Source organism: Ruegeria arenilitoris, assembly GCF_013030265.1.
Lineage (GTDB): Bacteria > Pseudomonadota > Alphaproteobacteria > Rhodobacterales > Rhodobacteraceae > Ruegeria > Ruegeria arenilitoris_E.
The window spans coordinates 462,781-480,609 of sequence record NZ_WPZQ01000003.1; the positions used below are offsets into that span (position 1 = coordinate 462,781).

Consider the following 17,829-nt stretch of genomic DNA (forward strand, 5'->3'; position numbering starts at 1 on the left):
AACGGGACAGAACAGGCCAAAATCGCACATTGCCCTGCGCGTGTGCGCAGGGATCAGTCGCGGCCAGTCAAGCGCCCCAACCAGCCTTTCTTGCCTTCTTCATCAGAGGTCTCTTCACCCTCGGCTGGTTCTGCAGGCCCCTCGAAATGCTCCTGCAGCTTGATGAAAAACTGATCTGCCATCTTCTTGGCAAACCCGTCGATCAGGCGGCTGCCCAACTGTGCCAGCTTGCCGCCAACCTTGGCGTCAACGTCATAGGCCAAAACCGTGCCACCGCTTTCGCTGGGGCTGAGCGTCACATTGGCGCTGCCTTTGGCAAAACCCGCAGCTCCCCCTTTGCCTTCACCGGCAATGGTCAGGCGCTCTCCTTCGACCATGTCCGACATGGTCACTGTGCCTTTGAACGTCGCCTTCACAGGCCCGACCTTCTGCACGACCGTAGCCTCATAGCCATCCGCAGGATTGCCTGATATTTCCTGCGTGCCGGCAACACAGGCTTTCAACACTTCGGGGTCCAGCAGGGCCGCATAAACATCAGTGGGCGGTGCCTGAATTTCTCGGGTGTCGCTCATCTGCATTTGAAGGCCCCTTCTATTTATCCGGTGACAGAACACTCAAGACCTATCGCTGAACCATGTCATCAGGCAACCGAATTGAATTCACCGATAGACTTGAACTCACAATATGGTAGCCCTTCAGCAGGCAAAGGATTTATGCCTGACAAGGATTACCATGACCAACGCTCCTCAGAGTAATGCGACAGCTGGCATCGCCTTCATCGTGGCGGGGATGGTGGCCATTTCGGTCAATGACATGCTGATCAAACAGCTTTCCTCAGGGTATCCCCTGCATCAGATGGTCTTTCTTCGATCCTCCATCGGTATCCTGCTGTCCTTTGCGCTTTTGCAATATGAAGGCGGCGTCAGCCTGTTGAAGACGCGCCATCCCTGGCTGCATATCGTCCGATGTCTGATGGTTGTGGTTTCGAACATGACGTTCTTCGTCGCCCTGGCGGCGGCACCGCTGGCCGAAGTCACGGCATTGTTCTTCGCTGCCCCTTTGTTCATCACAGTCCTGTCGATCCCATTTCTGGGCGAAAAGGTTGGCCCCATGCGGATCACCGCCGTTGTAGCCGGTTTTGCCGGGGTGGTGATCATGCAACGCCCGTGGGAAGGCGGAGAGGCTGAAACCGCAAACAGGATCGTTCTGATGCTGCCGGTTCTGTCGGCCCTAACCTATGCCGCCAATCAGATCCTGACGCGTAAACTGGGTGCCACAACCAAAGCATCGGCGCTGGCCATCTACATTCAGGGGATGTTCATTCTGGTGTCTCTTGCGTTCTTCGTGGTCGCCGGTGATGGCCGCTTTGCCGCCGGGGCCAGCGACCCAAGCCTGAACTTTCTGCTTCGCGCATGGACCTGGCCCGCTGACGGGGACTGGATTTACATGATTGCCCTTGGCCTGAATTCCGGCGTGGTCGGTTACTGTCTGGCACAAGCCTACCGGATGGCAGACGCGGCCACAGTTGCTCCGTTTGAATACACCGGCCTGCCCATGGCCATCTTATGGGGATGGTTGATCTGGGGCGAACTGCCCGACCCCATCGTATGGCTGGGCATCCTGCTGATCATGGGATCCGGTCTGTTCGTCTTTTTCCGCGAAAAGCAAAAGGCACGTCAGGTCGCACGCGCCGAGGTCAAGGGCCGGTACTGACCGGCTCTCCACCAGCGGCAAGCCTCTGCATCTCTGAAATCCGTTTCTGAACCAGTTCCAGATGCAGGCGGGCATCATACTGTCCCTGCCGATAGGCTGCGGGCAAGCGCAGCCCGGCCAGCCGCTCATCCAGTTCGTTCAGATGGGTTTGCATATCACGCAGCTCTTCCGGGCTTGGATGATTGCCCAGCTCCTCCTCAATCTGTCGGATTTCCGGGTAGTGCTGCCAGACACGCCAGCGCATGATGTAGGCGTATGCCAATGGCAAAAGCCGAAACAGCGGAACGACAATAAAGAAAAATGGCAGAAAGAGCAGAAGCACACGGTTGATTTGTGCAGCGACCCAGTAGGGTAGCCAATTGTGCCAGGTAGACGGGCCGTCCAGGATCAGCTGACGGGCCGTATTGTTCACCGTCAGACCCGTACCTTCGATACTCGGAAACTCACCCGAGTTGGTTATGATCCCCTGCTGATGATAAAGCTCGATCGCCGCCATAGTCAGACGATTGACCAAGGCGGGGTGCAGATCAGGGCGCACAACCAGCCGCGCCTCAAGCGCGATCAGATCAACCGGCCTAGGCGGATGTACAGGCTCAAGCGACATGCCCCCTGTTGGCACTGTTACCACCGTGGCATGCGACAGCCGACGCGAGATTGCCTGGACATGATCCAGTTCCAGCACACGCAGATCCGGCTCGTGATAGGCATCCTGCAAATAGGGTGCCTCAATCGGCGCGACATACACCGCGATATCCAATTCCCCGTTCAACAAGGCACTCACGGCCTCCCCATAGGGAATGGACAGATGCGTGTTGTCGGACAACGACAATCCAACCGCGCGTTCGAATTCTCGGAATGTGGCTGCAGTGCCTGATCCCTCTGCCCCGCTGTTGATCCGCAGGCCCCGCCAGAGAGCCGGGTTTCCGGGGATCACAGCGTCATTGCGCACCAGAAAGATAACGGGCTCATAGAACATCGCGCCCAGCGCCTCGGCACTGTTTTTGTCCACCTGAATACCGCCCTGCAGAAAAGCGGCATCAACCTGCCCCTCTTCCAGAAGCTGCGCATTTTCAACCGAACCGGCAGTCTTGATAATCTCGACCTGAATGCCATCCCGCGCCAGAATATCGGCATAATCTTCCGCTTCTTCGACATAGGCCCCACCAGCCGGGCCAGAAGCCAGCCGCACGGTACCCGGCGGGTGCAGTTGCACCACAATAGCCGTCAGGATCGCCAACACCATGGCGACACAAATCATAATCCAGAGGCGCATCATCCCCTCGCTCGTCCATCCCGCCTGTGACGCTAAGGCCCGGGCGCGGTTGTGACAAGCGGTCTATCGGTTGCGTTTCGGTAATTCCTCGTTCGCGGTCCAGTCCCATGTGCCTTCGTCCCGCTCGGCCACAGCTTGCCGCCAGCCGACCTCTTCGGACCGTTTCTTGAAATTGATCCCTTCCGGCGAATGCCTTGTGATGCCGTCAAAAATCGTGGCGAGCCGCTGGGTTTGCAGCATTCCTGTCTGCTCGATTGCCTGATTGATGACCATCTTCTGCATTGCCAGCTGATTGATCGGAACCGTCGCCATCCGGGCTGCCATTTCCTCGACCACATCATCCAATTGGTCAGCGGGCACAGCCTTCAGCACCAGCCCCATATCTGCAGCTTCGCGACCGGTGATCTTGTCACCTGTAAATAGCATCCGTTTGGCCTTTTCTGCGCCCAACCGATAAACCCACATGGCGGTGGTCGGACATCCCCAGACCCTTGCTGGCATGTATCCGATCTGCGCGTCCTCGGACATGATGGTCAGATCAGCGCAAAGGGCGATATCAGACCCCCCTGCTACGGCAAACCCGTGCACCTTGCAGATCACTGGCTTCATCGCCCGCCAAAGCGACATGAAATGCTGCGTATTTCGCCACATAAAGCTGTAATCCTTGATCGGATCCCACGGCATGGGCTGCGTTACCTCACCCGAGCCGTTGCCTTCAGCATAAAAGGTCAGGTCATATCCGGCACAAAAGGCCGGGCCATTGCCTGACAGGACCATCACATGGATATCCGGGTCGGAGTCGGCGCGCGCCACCGCTTCGGCAAGTTGAACCGGCAACTCGTCATTGATCGCATTCATCACTTCGGGCCGATTGAGCGCGATCCGCGCAATGCGCCCGTCCTTTTCGTATGACACTACCGACATCTGATCCTCCTCTGGTCAGGCCCAGCAAACCACCCGCGCGTGTACGCACCTAGCAATTCCGGGAACGACGTCACGTCGCAGGCGGTTGCTCTTGCATTCCCACCGCTGCGCCGGAACCTTTGCCGAAAGGGAGAAATTGAATGCTGAACGGAATTCGCGTCGTCGAGATCGAAGGGCTGGGTCCGGGCCCATTCGCAGCCATGTTGTTGGCTGATCTGGGCGCCGATGTCATCACCATCCACCGCAAGGGCGGCACTGTCACTCCTGGCATGCCAGAACGCTCCTTGCTTGATCGCGGCAAACGGTCCATCGCTCTCGACCTAAAGGACACAAGTGATCTGGAAACAGCTAAAGCGCTGATCGCTTCGGCAGATGCACTGATCGAGGGCTTTCGCCCCGGGGTGATGGAAAAACTGGGCCTTGGACCTGATGTCTGCCTCAGCACCAATCCTAAGCTGGTCTATGGCCGCATGACAGGTTGGGGGCAGGACAGCCCTTTATCTGACACCTCCGGACATGACCTGAACTATATCGCGATGTCCGGGGCGCTCTGGTATGCATCTGCACCCGACCAGCCGCCTCAGACCCCAGCGACACTGGTCGGGGATATTGGCGGAGGCGCCATGTATCTTGTCACCGGCATTCTGGCGGGCCTGCTGATCGCGCAGAAAACCGGTCAGGGAACGGTTGTCGACGCCGCGATTTACGACGGCTCAGCCCATATGATGAATCTGTTGATGAGCTTGCGCCAGACCGGCAATCTGTCTGAGGCCCGAGGGCAGAGCCTGCTGGATGGACCACATTGGAGCCGCGCCTATAGCTGCGCTGATGGTGGCTTCGTGACTGTCCAGTGCCTTGAGCCGAAGTTCTATGCAAAGTTTCTGCAGTTAATGGGATTGAGCGACGACGCAGAGTTTCAGCAACAATATGATCCCAAACTCTGGCCCTTGCTGACCGATCGACTTGCTACCCTTTTTGCAAGCCAACCACGCGACCACTGGGCGGATTTGTTCCAGGGCACCGATGCCTGCGTCGCCCCGGTTCTCAGCCCGATGGAGGCGCGCGATCATCAGATGAACGCCGCACGCGATACTTGGCAGGAAATAGATGGAACGCTGCAAGCGGCAGCAGCGCCCCGGTTTTCAACGGCCAATTGGACCGCAAAACCCAGCCCAGCACGAGGTGAACACAGCGAAGATATCTTGGCTGAACTCAGTTCCGGGCAAAAACCTCAGGCCCGCTGAGAAACCAATTGAACCGGACAGGTTGCGCGCCGCTCAGCGGCTGCGCACCGTATCGATCATCAGTTGAACATTTTCCGGATCTGCGTCCGGAGTGATGCCGTGCCCAAGGTTGAAAATGTGCGGTCCCTTGGAAAAAGCCTCGACAATATGCCGGGTCTCATCAATCAGCGCCTGTCCGCCCGTCACCATGTGTTTCGAGGCCAGATTACCCTGAACACAACCGTCGACCTGAACATGAGCAGCGCCCCATTCCGGCGAGACTGAGTTGTCCAGTGCCACACAATCAACCCCTGTCGCTTTTGCAAAGCCGACATAGCCATCACCGGCCTCGCGCGGGAATCCGATCACCGGGATATCGGGATGACGTGCCTTGATGGCCTGCGTGATGATCCGGCACGGCTCAACAGCATATTTACGGAAGTCGTCACCCTTCAACGATCCGGCCCAGCTGTCGAAAATCTTGACCACTTCGGCACCGGCTTCGATCTGCATCGACAGGTACTCAATCGTCGCAGCGGTGATGCGATCCAGCAATGCTTCGAACAATGCTGTGTTTTCTTCGCGCAACGCATGTGCCGGCCCCTGATCTGGGGTTCCGCGTCCGGCGATCATGTAGGTCGCAACCGTCCAGGGCGCCCCGGCAAATCCGATCAGCGTTGTCTCAGACGGCAGTTCCCGGGACAGAATACGCACTGTCTCGTAAACAGGGGACAGGGTTTCGTGAATCGCATCCACCGGTTTCAGGGCGTCAAAATCCGACTGCTGCGTGATCGTGGACAGGCGCGGGCCTTCACCCGTGACAAACCACAAATCCGCGCCCAGCGCCTGTGGCACCAGCAGAATGTCCGCGAAGAGGATCGCCGCATCAAACCCATAGCGACGAATAGGCTGCAGAGTAACTTCTGCGGCCAGCTCGGGATTATAGCAGAGCGAAAGAAAATCCCCCGCCTGCGCGCGGGTTGCACGATATTCCGGCAGATACCGCCCGGCCTGACGCATCATCCAGATCGGAGGTACATCCTGCACCTCACCCGCCAATGCACGCAGCAGTTTCTTTGTCTCGGCCATGTTCGTCCCCAATCGTCCGGTTTGGCGCAACGGGTCAGCCTTCGGCGGCAATTTGTCAAGCTCTGCCCCCATTGTCAGGGCAATGTGACGCGACTAAAGCTGAGCGCATGACACTGAACCTGCCCACACCCGCATCGCCCTTGAGGATTGGTACACGAGGATCCCCTCTGGCTTTGGCACAAGCCTATGAAACCCGGCAACGTCTGTCAGATGCCTTTGATCTGCCGCAGGACGCGTTTGAGATCGTGGTGATCAAGACAACCGGCGACAATCGCGCCATGATTGATGCGGACCGCCCGTTGAAAGAGATCGGGAACAAGGGGCTGTTCACCAAGGAAATCGAAGAGGCAATGCTGAGCAGCGATATCGATATCGCTGTACATTCGACCAAGGACATGCCGGTCGAACAACCCGAGGGGTTGGTTCTGGACACGTTCCTGCCGCGCGAAGACGTTCGTGATGCGTTTATCTCTCCCAAACTGAACGCGATTCAGGATTTGCCCGAAGGAGCCGTCGTGGGCACCTCATCCCTTCGCCGTCGGGCTCAGTTGTTGCACCGTAGACCTGACCTGCAGGTTGTTGAATTTCGGGGCAACGTGCAGACACGGCTGAAAAAGCTGGCTGACGGCGTTGCAGAGTGCACGTTTCTGGCCATGGCGGGCATACGCCGCCTGCAGATGGACGAGGTTCCCGCAACAGCAATATCGCCCGATGACATGCTGCCTGCAATTGCACAGGGCGCCATCGGGATTGAAAGGCGCAGCACAGACAGCCGCGCGGCGGAAATGCTCGAAGCGATTCATCACACGGAAACAGCGCAGCGACTGGCGGCAGAGCGCGCCTTACTCGCCGCACTGGACGGATCCTGCGAGACACCAATTGCCGGTCTGGCAGAGATCGAGAACGGACGCCTGCGTCTACGTGGCGAAGTGCTGCGACCCAACGGTGCGGACGCCATTGCCGCAGACCAGATCAGCGCAATTGAGGATGGTCCGGAAATGGCTCGCGAGATGGCTCAGAATCTGTTGCAGCAAGCCGGTGAAGGTTTTTTTGACTGGCGTTAAATAAAAAAATTTATTTAATGTGAACTGCTTCACTGTCGTGCGTCTCGCAATGGTGCATTAAGGTTTCATCAGATCGGAAACAGAGACAGTCTCGAATATATCGAAAAGTTTAGGTTGTTTTGTTTTAGATGGTATTCGAGGGGGCGAGGCTGAACTCCCATCCGATCTAGGCGAGCCGCTGCTTATATTAGAAGCAGCGGCTCGTTTCATTTAGCCGTCTTGTTCAGACCTTCACGCCTTAACGCGAAACCTTTTTCAGATGTCGCGCGTGGCTGAACATTACATGCTCTGACGGAACATCAGTCCGGAAATCAGCAACCCGTCCCGGCAGCTTTCTGTAAAAACCTGCAAGGCCGGACTCAACACCTTCAGCCAGATCGCGGCATTCGCTGCAAAGTTCTTCGATGAAAACCTGAGACTGACGATCCCTGATTGCGGCAACCAGATTCTGGTGTGCGCTCTCCAATTCGGAAAACACCGGACTTTGTGCCAGTTCTTGATCGCCTATCAAGACAAACACAGGTTCTGGTTTGCTTTTTCCCTTGAGGTCAACAAAACCTGCCTCAAGCATCGCCAATTCCTGACCGGCAGCATGAAACACCGCGCTTGAGACGAGGATATCATAGTCAACGTGGCGACAATTCTGTTCGACCCGAGCGGCTACATTCACGACATCCCCGATCACGGTGTAATTGAAACGCCGTCGAGAGCCGATATTCCCCACACAGGCCTGACCCGTCGCCAATCCGGTGGCCAGCGCGATTGGCGGTCGGCCCTGCATCACGTCTGATGTATTGAATTTGACCAAGGCCCGCCGCATCAGCAACGCGGCCTGCGCAGCCCTCAGGGGATGACCCTCGACCTGCAAGGGTGCATTCCAGAACGCCATCACCGCGTCACCGATAAACTTATCGATCGTTCCGCGCTCAGTCAGAATCTGATCGCCCAGTTCAGAAAACAGGTCATTCAACACCGTCACCAAATCGGTTGCTGACGTTGATTCCGCCAGCGTGGTAAATCCCCGGATATCCGAAAACATCACCGTTATTTCCTGCGTCGTGCCGCCCAGCTCCAGCTGATGGCCATGCGCATCCATCTCATCCAGAATTTCCGGCGCAACATAATGCGAGAATATTCGGCGGATAATACGTTTCTCGCGTTCGGTCGAAATGAACAAATAGCCTGCCAGCAAACCGAAATTAGCCATCCCGCCCAGCAAAGGAAAAGTCACATCAAAAAGAACCAGCTGGTTCCGAAAGGCCATCCAGCTGATCCCCAGCACGATTGCGGCTGAAAACCCACCTGCCAGAAAAGAAGCAACCGCACCAAATCTGGACATGACCAGAATGACCACCAGCCCCAGAATGATAAACGCCAAAAGCTCGAGCGCTGCAGTGACATCCGACCTGCTCAGCATCTCTTCTGTCAGAACCTGTTCGATGATCTGGGCATGTATGGAAACGCCGGGTACAGATTGCCCCAGAGCGGTTTGGCGCATATCGAACAATCCCGCGGCAGAGGTACCAACCAGAATTATTCGGCCTTCGATTTCTGCTCGCAGCGCAGGATCATCGGACCGTTGCATCACATCGTTTGCCGAAAGATACAAATCCGGTACGTCGCGTCTGTATCTGACCCAAACCTCTCCGTTTTCCGTTGTTGGCAATCGGAAACCGCCGATCTCGACAGCCAGCATGATCCCGGCCTCGTCAGGTGCGCCCTCTGCAATGATGATGGCTTCACCCAGCGCCACCCTCAGGGCTTCGGCCCAGAGGCTTGGCAACACGCCATCCGGACTGCCCCACAAGGCCGGAACCCGCCGCACTACGCCGGTACCACCCAATGGTGAAACATTTACTCCACCGATACCGGCCGCATCGCGGCCCAAAGGTGGTGCGGGCGGGGTCCAATGCGGCACCGCAACCAGGCCTGATGCGGGCATTTCGCCGATTTCGATGATCCCTGCCTTGGGTACAATTTCTCGGTTTGCCTGAGCTGACCGTGCAGCAACCCCCAGAATGACGGGCCAGTTGGCTATTTCGGCACCAAACAGTTCATCATTGTCGAGCTGAGCTGCGTCCTCTCCTAGGTTCAGCAAACCCGATAAGGCAGGATCATTCACCAAGCGTGAGGGAGAGTACCGGTCAGGTTCGACAAACAGCATGTCAAAAGCGATGGCAGCAGCACCATAATCTCCCAACCGCGCGACCATTTCAGCCATCAATGTTCGGGGCCAGGGCCACTGCCCCCACTCGGCCAGAGATTCCTCATCAATATCTAAAACCCGGACCGGAAGATCCGGATTGTACTCCCTTGGCGACAACCTCTGCAGTACGTCAAAGTAAATCAGGCGCGACATTCGGACCGGATATGGATCGACGACCCGAATGAAACATCCAAGCAGGATCAATCCCAGACCGACCAGTGCAAATACCAGTCGACGGCTATTTTTCTCCTTTCTTCTGCCAGCCAAATGGATCTCCAGTCATCTGGTTGCAGGGAATGAGTTCGGCACCTGCGCTAGCCCTGGCTTCCGTCGCTCTGGTCCCCGGACCCGTCGCCCGAGCCTTGGCCAGAATCCGTATTCGCGCCCGGGTCCGACTGACCGGCTGGCTCCGGGTCGGATAAGTGCGGATCTGACATGTCATCAGGTTGCGCTGGTGCCGGAGGTTCGGGACTTGATGGTGCCGCAGCAGTCGCTGTGGCGGGCGCAACCCTCTCTGCTTCTCGCTGCGGCGGGCTTGGCTGCTGTTCGGAATGCTCGGTTTGCACAGATACCTGCTGAGGCGCCCTGTCACCCGAGCACCCTTCGGCCGCCACCTGAAATGGACGCAGCAGTCTTTCTTGGGATTGAATGAACGGGAATCCCTGTTGAAGCGCCTTGTCGTATTCCGCCCGATCTATCGGTCGGCCGATATTTCCCCTCTGGCTGGTCGCAAAGAGACTGCACTGGCGACCGGTCGAGCGGCACCCACCCCGCAGGCTGCACATTCTCACAGTACCTTCCAGAACAAGCATGGCGCTCTGGCGATCCGAATCGATCCACATATCAAAGGTTGTACCACGCACCGCCATCGTTGCTGTGGGCGTCCTGATTGAATAAGCACGCTTTCTGCTTTTGCCTGAAATGAAACGGAAACTGCCACCCAGGGCCTGAACTGCAAAGCTCTTGGCCTTGTTCTTTCCGCGCAACATCGTGACATCGAGAACCATATGCGCATTCGGGCCGATCGCAATCTTGGTTTCGTCCACAAAAATGAGCTGAACGACCCCTTTGTTGTCGGTTGCAATGGTATCACCCGAAGCAACTTCCATACCCTCGCGTATACGGATGGTCTCGCCTGCGCGTGTAATTTCCGCGCCAGGCTTGATGCTGAGAACCTTGCCAATAGAAGAAAAAACCTGCGTCGGCAGCAACAAGACAACACATAACGCAGGCAAAACTCTTAACCAGATCAATCCCGAGCCCCCTTCACAACAGGTTCCTTTCAGGCGCGATGCACCTTCTGCCCGGTCTTGTCCTCAATTCGTATATTTACTTGATCATTTGAAATCTAATTTTGAACAAATATGCATTAAAACGCATACAATATACAAGAATTCTATTCAAAGCCGCATATTTACCTGATTGAAGACGCATCCGATTCACTCAGTCATCAACTGGAATGCTGAGGTTCTAGCATACAGTTCTGCATGCTCAGGCGCACTACGAGGAAACCTTTCAATTCAATGGCCTGCTTTGACTGACACACGTGTTTTCAGAAAAATCCCGGCCGCCTCGAAAATCGCCTTGTATCTTGGTAACAGGCAAGGATATACCCGCCAGCGGAGACGTGGCCGAGTGGTCGAAGGCGCTCCCCTGCTAAGGGAGTAGGCGGGAAACCGTCTCGAGGGTTCGAATCCCTTCGTCTCCGCCATCAATCTTTTTATTCTGACTTGTTTTATCCCGCTTAGGGGCTGGTGTGGCGCGAATGGATTGCCACTTTACCGCTTTGCGGTCGAAACCCGTTTTACCTCGCCTTCTCGATTGACTGAATGCTCCTGCATCAAGACGTCGAGAAATAGCTTGGACACGCGCGTGGGTGCTGGTTGCTTGCGAGTCGCCGCTGCAAATCGGGTCCGATACCGAATTTCGTCTGGCAGCACTCTCTTCATGACACCGCCGTCGACGAATTCCTGCGCTAGGTGATCTGGCAGAAAGCCCAGGTACCGGCCGGACAGTATCAGTATGGCCAGCGCTTGTTCGCTCTGTACTTTAGCCGCCCGGCGAAAGCCTAACTGCTGACCAACAATCAGGTTGGGCGAATTCACGCTCAGGCCAGCATAGTTGAACCGGCGCAGGGCGCCCTTGCCAAATTCGGAACCCGAAGCGTCAAACAGAGGATGTTCCTTACCGCAATACAGGAACATGTTCTCACCATAAAGCGGCGCGTACTGAAGACTGGCGGATGGCCGGTGCAGTGCGATAATCCCGACATCCAGATGCCCGCTGATGACCATGGTTTCGATGACGTTGGGCGGCTCCAGCGACAGTTCGATTTGCACGGCTGGGGCCGCTTCGTTGAACTTATGGATGGCCCGCGCCAGATGGGATTCCGGGTTTGAGGCGCATTGATCAAACAGTGCAACGCGTATCGTTCCCGCCATTTGTTGTTTGATTTCGTTCACTTCGGTCCTGAAGTGAGAAACGGATATCAGTAGGTCCTCAGCCGCGCGCAGTACTTTCCCACCATCTTCGGTCAGTGAGAACCCCGAAGGCCCGCGATTGCACAACTTCAGATCAAGCCGCAATTCCAGGTCCGAGATGTGTTTCGAGATCGTGGATTTGCCGATGTTCAGCTCGATTTCAGCAGCTGACAATCCACCGCTTTCCACAACTGTCTTGAAAATCCGCAACAACCGAATGTCGGTATCTCCGATCCGTGTCGCAAGCGATTTGTGCTTCATTCTCAAAGTTCGCTATCTGTGAAACCTATCGCGCAAAGTTTAACAACCAAGAAACACTCGACACAAGTTAGTTTCATGCCGCCGAGGCAGAATCGGACTGGTTTAATCTCTCCCCAGGCCAGCGCGCACCTCGAAAACCAGACATATGGGAGGACATCCATGTCATTCATCAATAAGCTTGGCACATTCACCGCTGCAGTATCCATGGCAGCGCTGATGGTTGCTGGCGCAGCTGACGCGAAGAACTTCAAGATCGCGGTCGGCGACAGTGCGGGCAGCCCGCAGGAAGCAACCGGCAAGTTCTTTGTCGAAGCACTGGAAGAAAAGTCGGGCGGCGCCCACACCGCCACGCTGTTCCTGAACGGTCAGCTGGGTTCGGAACAGGACACTGTGAACGAAGCGGCCATTGGTACGCTGGACATGTCGCTGCTGGCGATCAACAACGTCACGCCGTTCTCGCCTTCGGTTGGCGTCTTCACGCTGCCTTACGTGATCCTGTCGCTGGAAGATGCCGAAACCCTGACACAGGGTCCGATCGGCCAGGAGCTGACCGAAAACACGCTGCGTGACGCAGGCGTTCGCATCATTGCCTGGACCTACACCGGGTTCCGTCGCCTGACCAACTCGAAAAAGCCGGTCACATCCGTTGCTGACCTGCAGGATCTGGTCATCCGCGTTCCCAAGAACGAAATCATGATCGAGACCTACAAGTCATGGGGCATCAACCCTACTCCGATGGCCTGGTCGGAAACCTTCACCGGTCTGCAGACCAAAGTTGTTGACGGTCAGGACAACCCGTACATGACCATCAACGCGATGAAGTTCTACGAAGTACAGGACCACGTCACCAACCTGCGCTACATCTTCTCGATCGAACCTCTGATCATCTCTGAGGCTGTATTCCAGAGCCTGAGCGAAGAAGACCAGCAGATCATTCTGGAAGCAGGTCAGGAAGCGACCCTGAAATCGGCTCAGTTCCTGCGCGATTCGGAAGCAGCGATCAAAGAAGAGCTGGTCGCCAAGGGCATGGAAATCGTCGATCCCGAAAATGACGAAGCCGAGTTCATCGAACTGGCAACCACTGCCGTATGGCCTCAGTTCTACGAGTCGATCGGTGGTGTTGAGAAACTGAACGCAGTTCTCGAAGCCATCGGCCGCGACCCGGTCCAGCAATAATCGCCGCAGAGCGAGACAGAGAAGAGCGCCACGGCGCTCTTCTCATTTCAGGGAGGAGTGAAATCACATGTTCTGGAAATTTCTGGACAATATAGAAAGCGTCATCTGCCGGATACTGCTGTCCGGTTTCGTCTGTCTGCTGTTCGTGCAGATCGTCGCGCGCGAAGTCTTCGGCTTTTCGGTCAGCTGGATTGAGGAACTCTCAGTCTACATGTTCGTCTGGTTCGTCTATTTCGGCGCCAGCTACGCTGCCTTGAAGGGCGCTCATAACCGGGTGACTTTCCAGTTCAAATTCCTGCCTGACGGTTGGATCAAGTATATCGAAGCCTTTGCCGATCTCTTCTGGCTCTTCTTCAATGTCTACTTCCTGTATCTGGCGACGGACTTCGTCTTCAACAAGATGAACAAGTTCTGGAAGTCCCAGACCCTGGGCGTTGAGATGAAGTATATCTACATGGTGCTGCCCATCGCTTTTGCGCTGATGACCGTCCGCATCATTCAGGTGAACTATCGCCGCCTGATCAAGGGTGAAGACATCCATGATCCTGATCAAATCGACCTCGACGAAATCAAAGCTGCCACCGAAGCAGCCAAGCACGACTGAGGCAGGGAGGAAAAACCATGGAATCCGAAATCGTCACAATCCTGTTTGGATCGTTTCTTCTACTGCTGCTCATCGGCGCACCGATCACGGTTGCTCTGGGCGTGGCATCGCTGTTCTCGTTCCTGTACCTGGGCGATAACCCAATTAAATTCGTGCAGATCGCCTTTACCTCGGTGGGTGCTTTCCCGCTGATGGCGCTTCCTGCGTTCATTCTGGCCGGGGCCCTTATGGAGGCCGCCGGTATCTCAAAACGCCTGATCAACGTCGCTGAAAGTCTGGCCGGCCCATTCACCGGTGGTATCTCGGCGGCGACGGTCATGGCCTGTCTGTTCTTCGGCGCCATTTCGGGCTCGGGCCCGGCAACAACCGCGGCCGTCGGGATGCTGATGATCCCGGCGATGATCGACCGCGGCTATGAGCGCGGCTATGCCTCTGCCATTACCGCTTCTTCCGGCGGCCTCGGGATCATTATTCCTCCCTCCATCCCGATGGTGATCTTCGGCATTGCCGCGCTCGGTATGGCGCCGCCTGTTGAAGCGGTCGAGAAGTTCGGCACCTTCCAGTCGGTTTCGATCTCGAAGCTGTTCATCGCGGGTTTCGTTCCGGCCTTCCTGATCGCCACCAGCTTGCTGATCCTGAACTACTTCATGTCGAAAAAGCGCGGCTACAAAGGTGTTGCCGAAGGCTGGTCGATCCGCCACGTAGGCTGTGAAATGTACCGCGGGTTCTGGTCGCTGATGGCGCCGTTGGTGATCCTGGGCGGTATCTACACCGGCTTCTTCACTCCGACCGAGGCCGCCATTGTCGCAATCTTCTATACGCTGTTCATCGGCGTCGTGATTTACCGCGAACTGACCTGGCAATCTCTGTTCCAGTCGCTTGAAGCGACCACATGGCTGACCGGTCGCGTTCTGCTGATCCTGTTCACTGCAACGGTCTTCGGGCGTCTGCTGGTGGAAAATCAGATCCCGGCGATCATCGCAGACTCGATGCTCAGCTTCACTGACAACCTCTATGTCATCTGGGCGCTGATCATCTTCTTCCTGCTGTTCGTCGGCATGTTCATGGAAACACTAGCGACCATCCTGATCCTGGTTCCGGTGATGTTGCCGGTGGCCTATTCGGTAGGTATCGACCCGATCCACTTTGGCGTGGTGATGGTCTGTACGCTGGGTATCGGCTTCCAGACACCACCTCTGGGTGAAAACCTGTTCATCGCTTCGGGTATCTCGAACATCACGATCGAACAGATCTCGCTTCGTGCGCTGCCCTTTGCGGCCGCCAACACGATCGCGATTTTCATCATCGCCTTCTTCCCAGAACTGTCACTGTGGCTTCCACGGCTGCTTGGCTACTAACCCGGAAAGGATGACGACATGAAACAAATGGTAACCAACATTCTGTTTGCCACTGACTTGTCAGAAAACTCGGGTCACGCCCTGCGACATGCGGCCAGCATTGCGCAGGCAACCGGAGCCGAGATCCATGTCCTTCACGTCAACGAACCCTTGTCGGATGACGCCAAGATCACGATGGAAATATTCATCCTGAATGAAGAGACCCGCAAAACCGCAGCTACGCGCCGTCACGAGATGGTGCGCAAGGTGCTGGCCGAGCGACAAGCCAAGTTCTGGGCACAGTTCGAAGGCGAAGATGCCAAGATCCGTGAACAGGTGACCTCGATCGAGGTCACTGACGGACATCCGGCCGAAGTCATCCTTCGCCGTTCGGTCGAACTGGGCTGTGACCTTGTCGTGCTGGGCGCACATGATCACGGCTTCTCTCACACATTTCTCGGCACCGTCGCCAAACGCGTTTTGCGACGGTCCAAGATTCCAACGCTGATCGTCCCACATCCGGACGAGACGTAACCAACCCACTCAAAAGGAAATATACCATGAGCAAAACCCTGACCGCGCAGGACCTGGCCGACACGTTCGACGCGTTCAACCGTCACGATATTGACGGTGTGATGACCCATTTTGCGGACGACTGCGTGTTCTACACCGTTGCCGGTGATGAAAAATATGGCAACAAGGTTGAAGGTGCAGAAGCCATCGCAGCTGCGTTCTCTGGCGTCTGGGCCGGAATGAAGGACGCGCACTGGGACCACCACAGCCACTTCGTTCACGGTGACCGTGCGGTATCGGAATGGACCTTCTCGGGCACCGATGCCAACGGAATGCGGATCGAGGCCGAAGGTGCCGATCTGTTCACCGTTCGTGACGGAAAAATCATTGTAAAGCAGGCGCTTCGCAAAACGCGCCCGATGTTCAAAGCCTGATCCGCCGCCCTGCGCGCAGCCCCGGAGAAAAACAAGAATGGTGGACAACAGCATCCCGCGTCACTGGCCGAAGACCAGTTATGACCCGAAATACGACCCCATCACTGATGCCGGTCCAGGTCATAACCGCGACCACGCGCCAACATACTGGATTGGAACCGCAGGCGAACCGCCTGCGGATGATGGCCCTGTATCGGGCGATATGGAGGCGGATGTCGTCGTCATCGGCTCGGGCTATACTGGCCTGTCCACCGCCATTCACCTTGCCAAAGAACACGGAATTAAGGCCGTCGTTCTGGAGGCAAATACCGTGGCCTGGGGCTGCTCGACCCGCAATGGCGGGCAGGCCCAGATCTCATCCGGGCGTCTGAAGCGGTCTCAGTGGATTCAGCGCTGGGGCGTCGAGACAGCAAAAGGAATGCATCGCGAAGTTTCCGAAGCATTCGAGTTGTTCAACGATCTGATCGCCAGCGATGACATCAACTGCGATCCGCAGCCGGGCGGACATTACTACATCGCACATCGCGCCAAGGTCATGCCGGGGCTCGAAAAGGAAAGTGACCTGCTCAACGACACGTTCGGCTACGCCTCTCGCATCATAGGGCGCGACGAGCTGCACGCCGAACATGTCCGCGACATGGAGGCTCATGGCGCGATGTGGGAGCCGGATGGCACCTGCATCCACGCTGGAAAGCTGGCGTTTGGCTATGTCAACATGGCCCGCCGTCTTGGTGTCAAAATCCATACCGGCAGCCCGGTCATGGGATGGGAAACCAAAAACGGTGTGCACCATCTGCGCACGCCGGGCGGTATCGTGAAGGCAAAGACAGTTGCGTTGGCGACAGCTGGCTACACGCCTCCGGGGCTGAGCAACAAGACCAAGCACAGGCTGATGCCGATCCTGTCCAATTCGCTGGTGACGCGCCCGCTGACTCAGTCCGAACTGGACGAATGCGGTATTCAGACGAAATCCCCGCTGACCGATACACGGACATTGCGGCATTACTATCGTTTGCTGCCGGACAACCGGATGCAGATTGGCAGCCGATCGGCGGTAACCGGTCGGGACGCCGAAAACGACAAGCACCTTGAGCTTCTCAAGAAAGGCCTTGCGCGCAAGTTTCCAGCTCTGGAAGACATCAACCTGGATTACTCATGGTGGGGCTGGGTTGATGTCAGCCACGACATGATGCCGCGTATTTTCCAGCCCAATCCGGATGAGCGCGTCTTTTACGCGATGGGCTATGGCGGCAATGGTGTTATGTACTCGGCACAAGCCGGGCGCCGTATGGCGCAGCAAATCGCGGGTGTGAAGGATGAGGTGTTCAATCTGCCTATTTTCACATCCCCACTACCCAGCCACGGCCTGCTGACACCCTTCCGCCGGTTGGGTCAGCGCTTTGCCTACGTTTGGTATTACCTCAAGGATGAAGTGGTCTAAGAACCACACCGACACTCACTCATAAGGAACGAACTCATGAAGATGACGACAGAAGAGGCCTTTGTTAAGGTATTGCAGATGCATGGTATTG

General features: G+C 56.4%; 16 protein-coding genes and 1 tRNA gene. 10 read left to right on the forward strand and 7 right to left on the reverse strand.

Annotated features, from left to right (window positions below):
- Positions 1 to 53: 53 nt before the first annotated feature.
- The gene (locus GOX61_RS07585; RefSeq protein ID WP_170332555.1) at positions 54 to 578 is read right to left on the reverse strand and encodes a CoxG family protein; all 525 of its coding nucleotides are present in this window, start codon (positions 576 to 578) and stop codon (positions 54 to 56) included.
- Between the two features lie 154 nt (positions 579 to 732).
- Here GOX61_RS07585 and GOX61_RS07590 point away from each other — a divergent pair, with 154 nt between their 5' ends.
- Positions 733 to 1,713: a DMT family transporter gene (locus GOX61_RS07590; protein WP_170332557.1), complete on the forward strand. Its 981-nt coding sequence runs from the start codon at positions 733 to 735 to the stop codon at positions 1,711 to 1,713.
- On the opposite strand, the gene GOX61_RS07595 is transcribed toward GOX61_RS07590, so the two are convergent.
- Both GOX61_RS07595 and GOX61_RS07600 read right to left on the reverse strand, forming a co-directional pair.
- A complete protein-coding gene (locus GOX61_RS07595) occupies positions 1,697 to 2,986 on the reverse strand; it encodes a TAXI family TRAP transporter solute-binding subunit (RefSeq protein ID WP_170332558.1) in 1,290 nt (429 codons plus the stop codon). The genes GOX61_RS07590 and GOX61_RS07595 overlap by 17 nt on opposite strands.
- A 63-nt stretch (positions 2,987 to 3,049) precedes the next feature.
- A complete protein-coding gene (locus tag GOX61_RS07600; protein ID WP_170332561.1) occupies positions 3,050 to 3,910 on the reverse strand; it encodes a crotonase/enoyl-CoA hydratase family protein in 861 nt (286 codons plus the stop codon).
- Between the two features lie 140 nt (positions 3,911 to 4,050).
- Here GOX61_RS07600 and GOX61_RS07605 point away from each other — a divergent pair, with 140 nt between their 5' ends.
- Complete coding sequence (locus GOX61_RS07605; RefSeq protein ID WP_170332563.1) at positions 4,051 to 5,154, forward strand: CaiB/BaiF CoA transferase family protein; 1,104 nt, start codon at positions 4,051 to 4,053, stop codon at positions 5,152 to 5,154.
- 33 nt (positions 5,155 to 5,187) lie between these two features.
- On the opposite strand, the gene hemE is transcribed toward GOX61_RS07605, so the two are convergent.
- Positions 5,188 to 6,222, reverse strand: coding sequence for a uroporphyrinogen decarboxylase (gene hemE / locus GOX61_RS07610; RefSeq protein WP_170332565.1), 1,035 nt, complete (start codon positions 6,220 to 6,222; stop codon positions 5,188 to 5,190).
- A gap of 107 nt (positions 6,223 to 6,329) precedes the next feature.
- Between hemE and hemC the strand changes: the two genes are divergently transcribed.
- Positions 6,330 to 7,286 (forward strand): hydroxymethylbilane synthase, encoded by a 957-nt coding sequence (hemC, locus tag GOX61_RS07615; RefSeq protein ID WP_170332567.1) that lies wholly within the window; start codon positions 6,330 to 6,332, stop codon positions 7,284 to 7,286.
- A 238-nt stretch (positions 7,287 to 7,524) separates the two neighbouring features.
- On the opposite strand, the gene GOX61_RS07620 is transcribed toward hemC, so the two are convergent.
- Together GOX61_RS07620 and GOX61_RS07625 are read right to left on the reverse strand one after the other, a co-directional pair.
- Complete coding sequence (locus GOX61_RS07620; RefSeq protein WP_170332569.1) at positions 7,525 to 9,759, reverse strand: CHASE2 domain-containing protein; 2,235 nt, start codon at positions 9,757 to 9,759, stop codon at positions 7,525 to 7,527.
- A 47-nt stretch (positions 9,760 to 9,806) separates the two neighbouring features.
- Positions 9,807 to 10,745: a FecR family protein gene (locus GOX61_RS07625; protein ID WP_254436785.1), complete on the reverse strand. Its 939-nt coding sequence runs from the start codon at positions 10,743 to 10,745 to the stop codon at positions 9,807 to 9,809.
- Positions 10,746 to 11,113: 368 nt separating this feature from the next.
- Between GOX61_RS07625 and GOX61_RS07630 the strand changes: the two genes are divergently transcribed.
- A tRNA-Ser gene (locus tag GOX61_RS07630) sits at positions 11,114 to 11,203 on the forward strand.
- A gap of 67 nt (positions 11,204 to 11,270) precedes the next feature.
- Here the strand turns inward: GOX61_RS07630 and GOX61_RS07635 are convergent.
- Entirely contained in the window at positions 11,271 to 12,233 is a 963-nt protein-coding gene (locus tag GOX61_RS07635; protein WP_170332571.1) for a LysR family transcriptional regulator, read from the reverse strand.
- A gap of 159 nt (positions 12,234 to 12,392) precedes the next feature.
- Here GOX61_RS07635 and GOX61_RS07640 point away from each other — a divergent pair, with 159 nt between their 5' ends.
- The 6 genes from GOX61_RS07640 to GOX61_RS07665 all read left to right on the forward strand — a co-directional run bounded on the left by GOX61_RS07640 (position 12,393) and on the right by GOX61_RS07665 (position 17,738).
- Positions 12,393 to 13,409, forward strand: a complete 1,017-nt coding sequence (locus GOX61_RS07640) for a TRAP transporter substrate-binding protein (RefSeq protein WP_155142163.1) — start codon at positions 12,393 to 12,395, stop codon at positions 13,407 to 13,409.
- A 67-nt stretch (positions 13,410 to 13,476) separates the two neighbouring features.
- Positions 13,477 to 14,013, forward strand: coding sequence for a TRAP transporter small permease (locus tag GOX61_RS07645; RefSeq protein WP_155142165.1), 537 nt, complete (start codon positions 13,477 to 13,479; stop codon positions 14,011 to 14,013).
- Positions 14,014 to 14,030: 17 nt separating this feature from the next.
- Positions 14,031 to 15,371: a TRAP transporter large permease gene (locus GOX61_RS07650; protein ID WP_155142166.1), complete on the forward strand. Its 1,341-nt coding sequence runs from the start codon at positions 14,031 to 14,033 to the stop codon at positions 15,369 to 15,371.
- Between the two features lie 18 nt (positions 15,372 to 15,389).
- The gene (locus tag GOX61_RS07655) at positions 15,390 to 15,884 is read left to right on the forward strand and encodes a universal stress protein (RefSeq protein WP_155142168.1); all 495 of its coding nucleotides are present in this window, start codon (positions 15,390 to 15,392) and stop codon (positions 15,882 to 15,884) included.
- 26 nt (positions 15,885 to 15,910) lie between these two features.
- The gene (locus GOX61_RS07660; RefSeq protein ID WP_155142170.1) at positions 15,911 to 16,297 is read left to right on the forward strand and encodes a nuclear transport factor 2 family protein; all 387 of its coding nucleotides are present in this window, start codon (positions 15,911 to 15,913) and stop codon (positions 16,295 to 16,297) included.
- A gap of 37 nt (positions 16,298 to 16,334) precedes the next feature.
- On the forward strand, positions 16,335 to 17,738 hold the full coding sequence (locus GOX61_RS07665; RefSeq protein ID WP_170332573.1) for an NAD(P)/FAD-dependent oxidoreductase: 1,404 nt from the start codon (positions 16,335 to 16,337) through the stop codon (positions 17,736 to 17,738).
- The last annotated feature ends 91 nt before the right edge of the window (positions 17,739 to 17,829 follow it).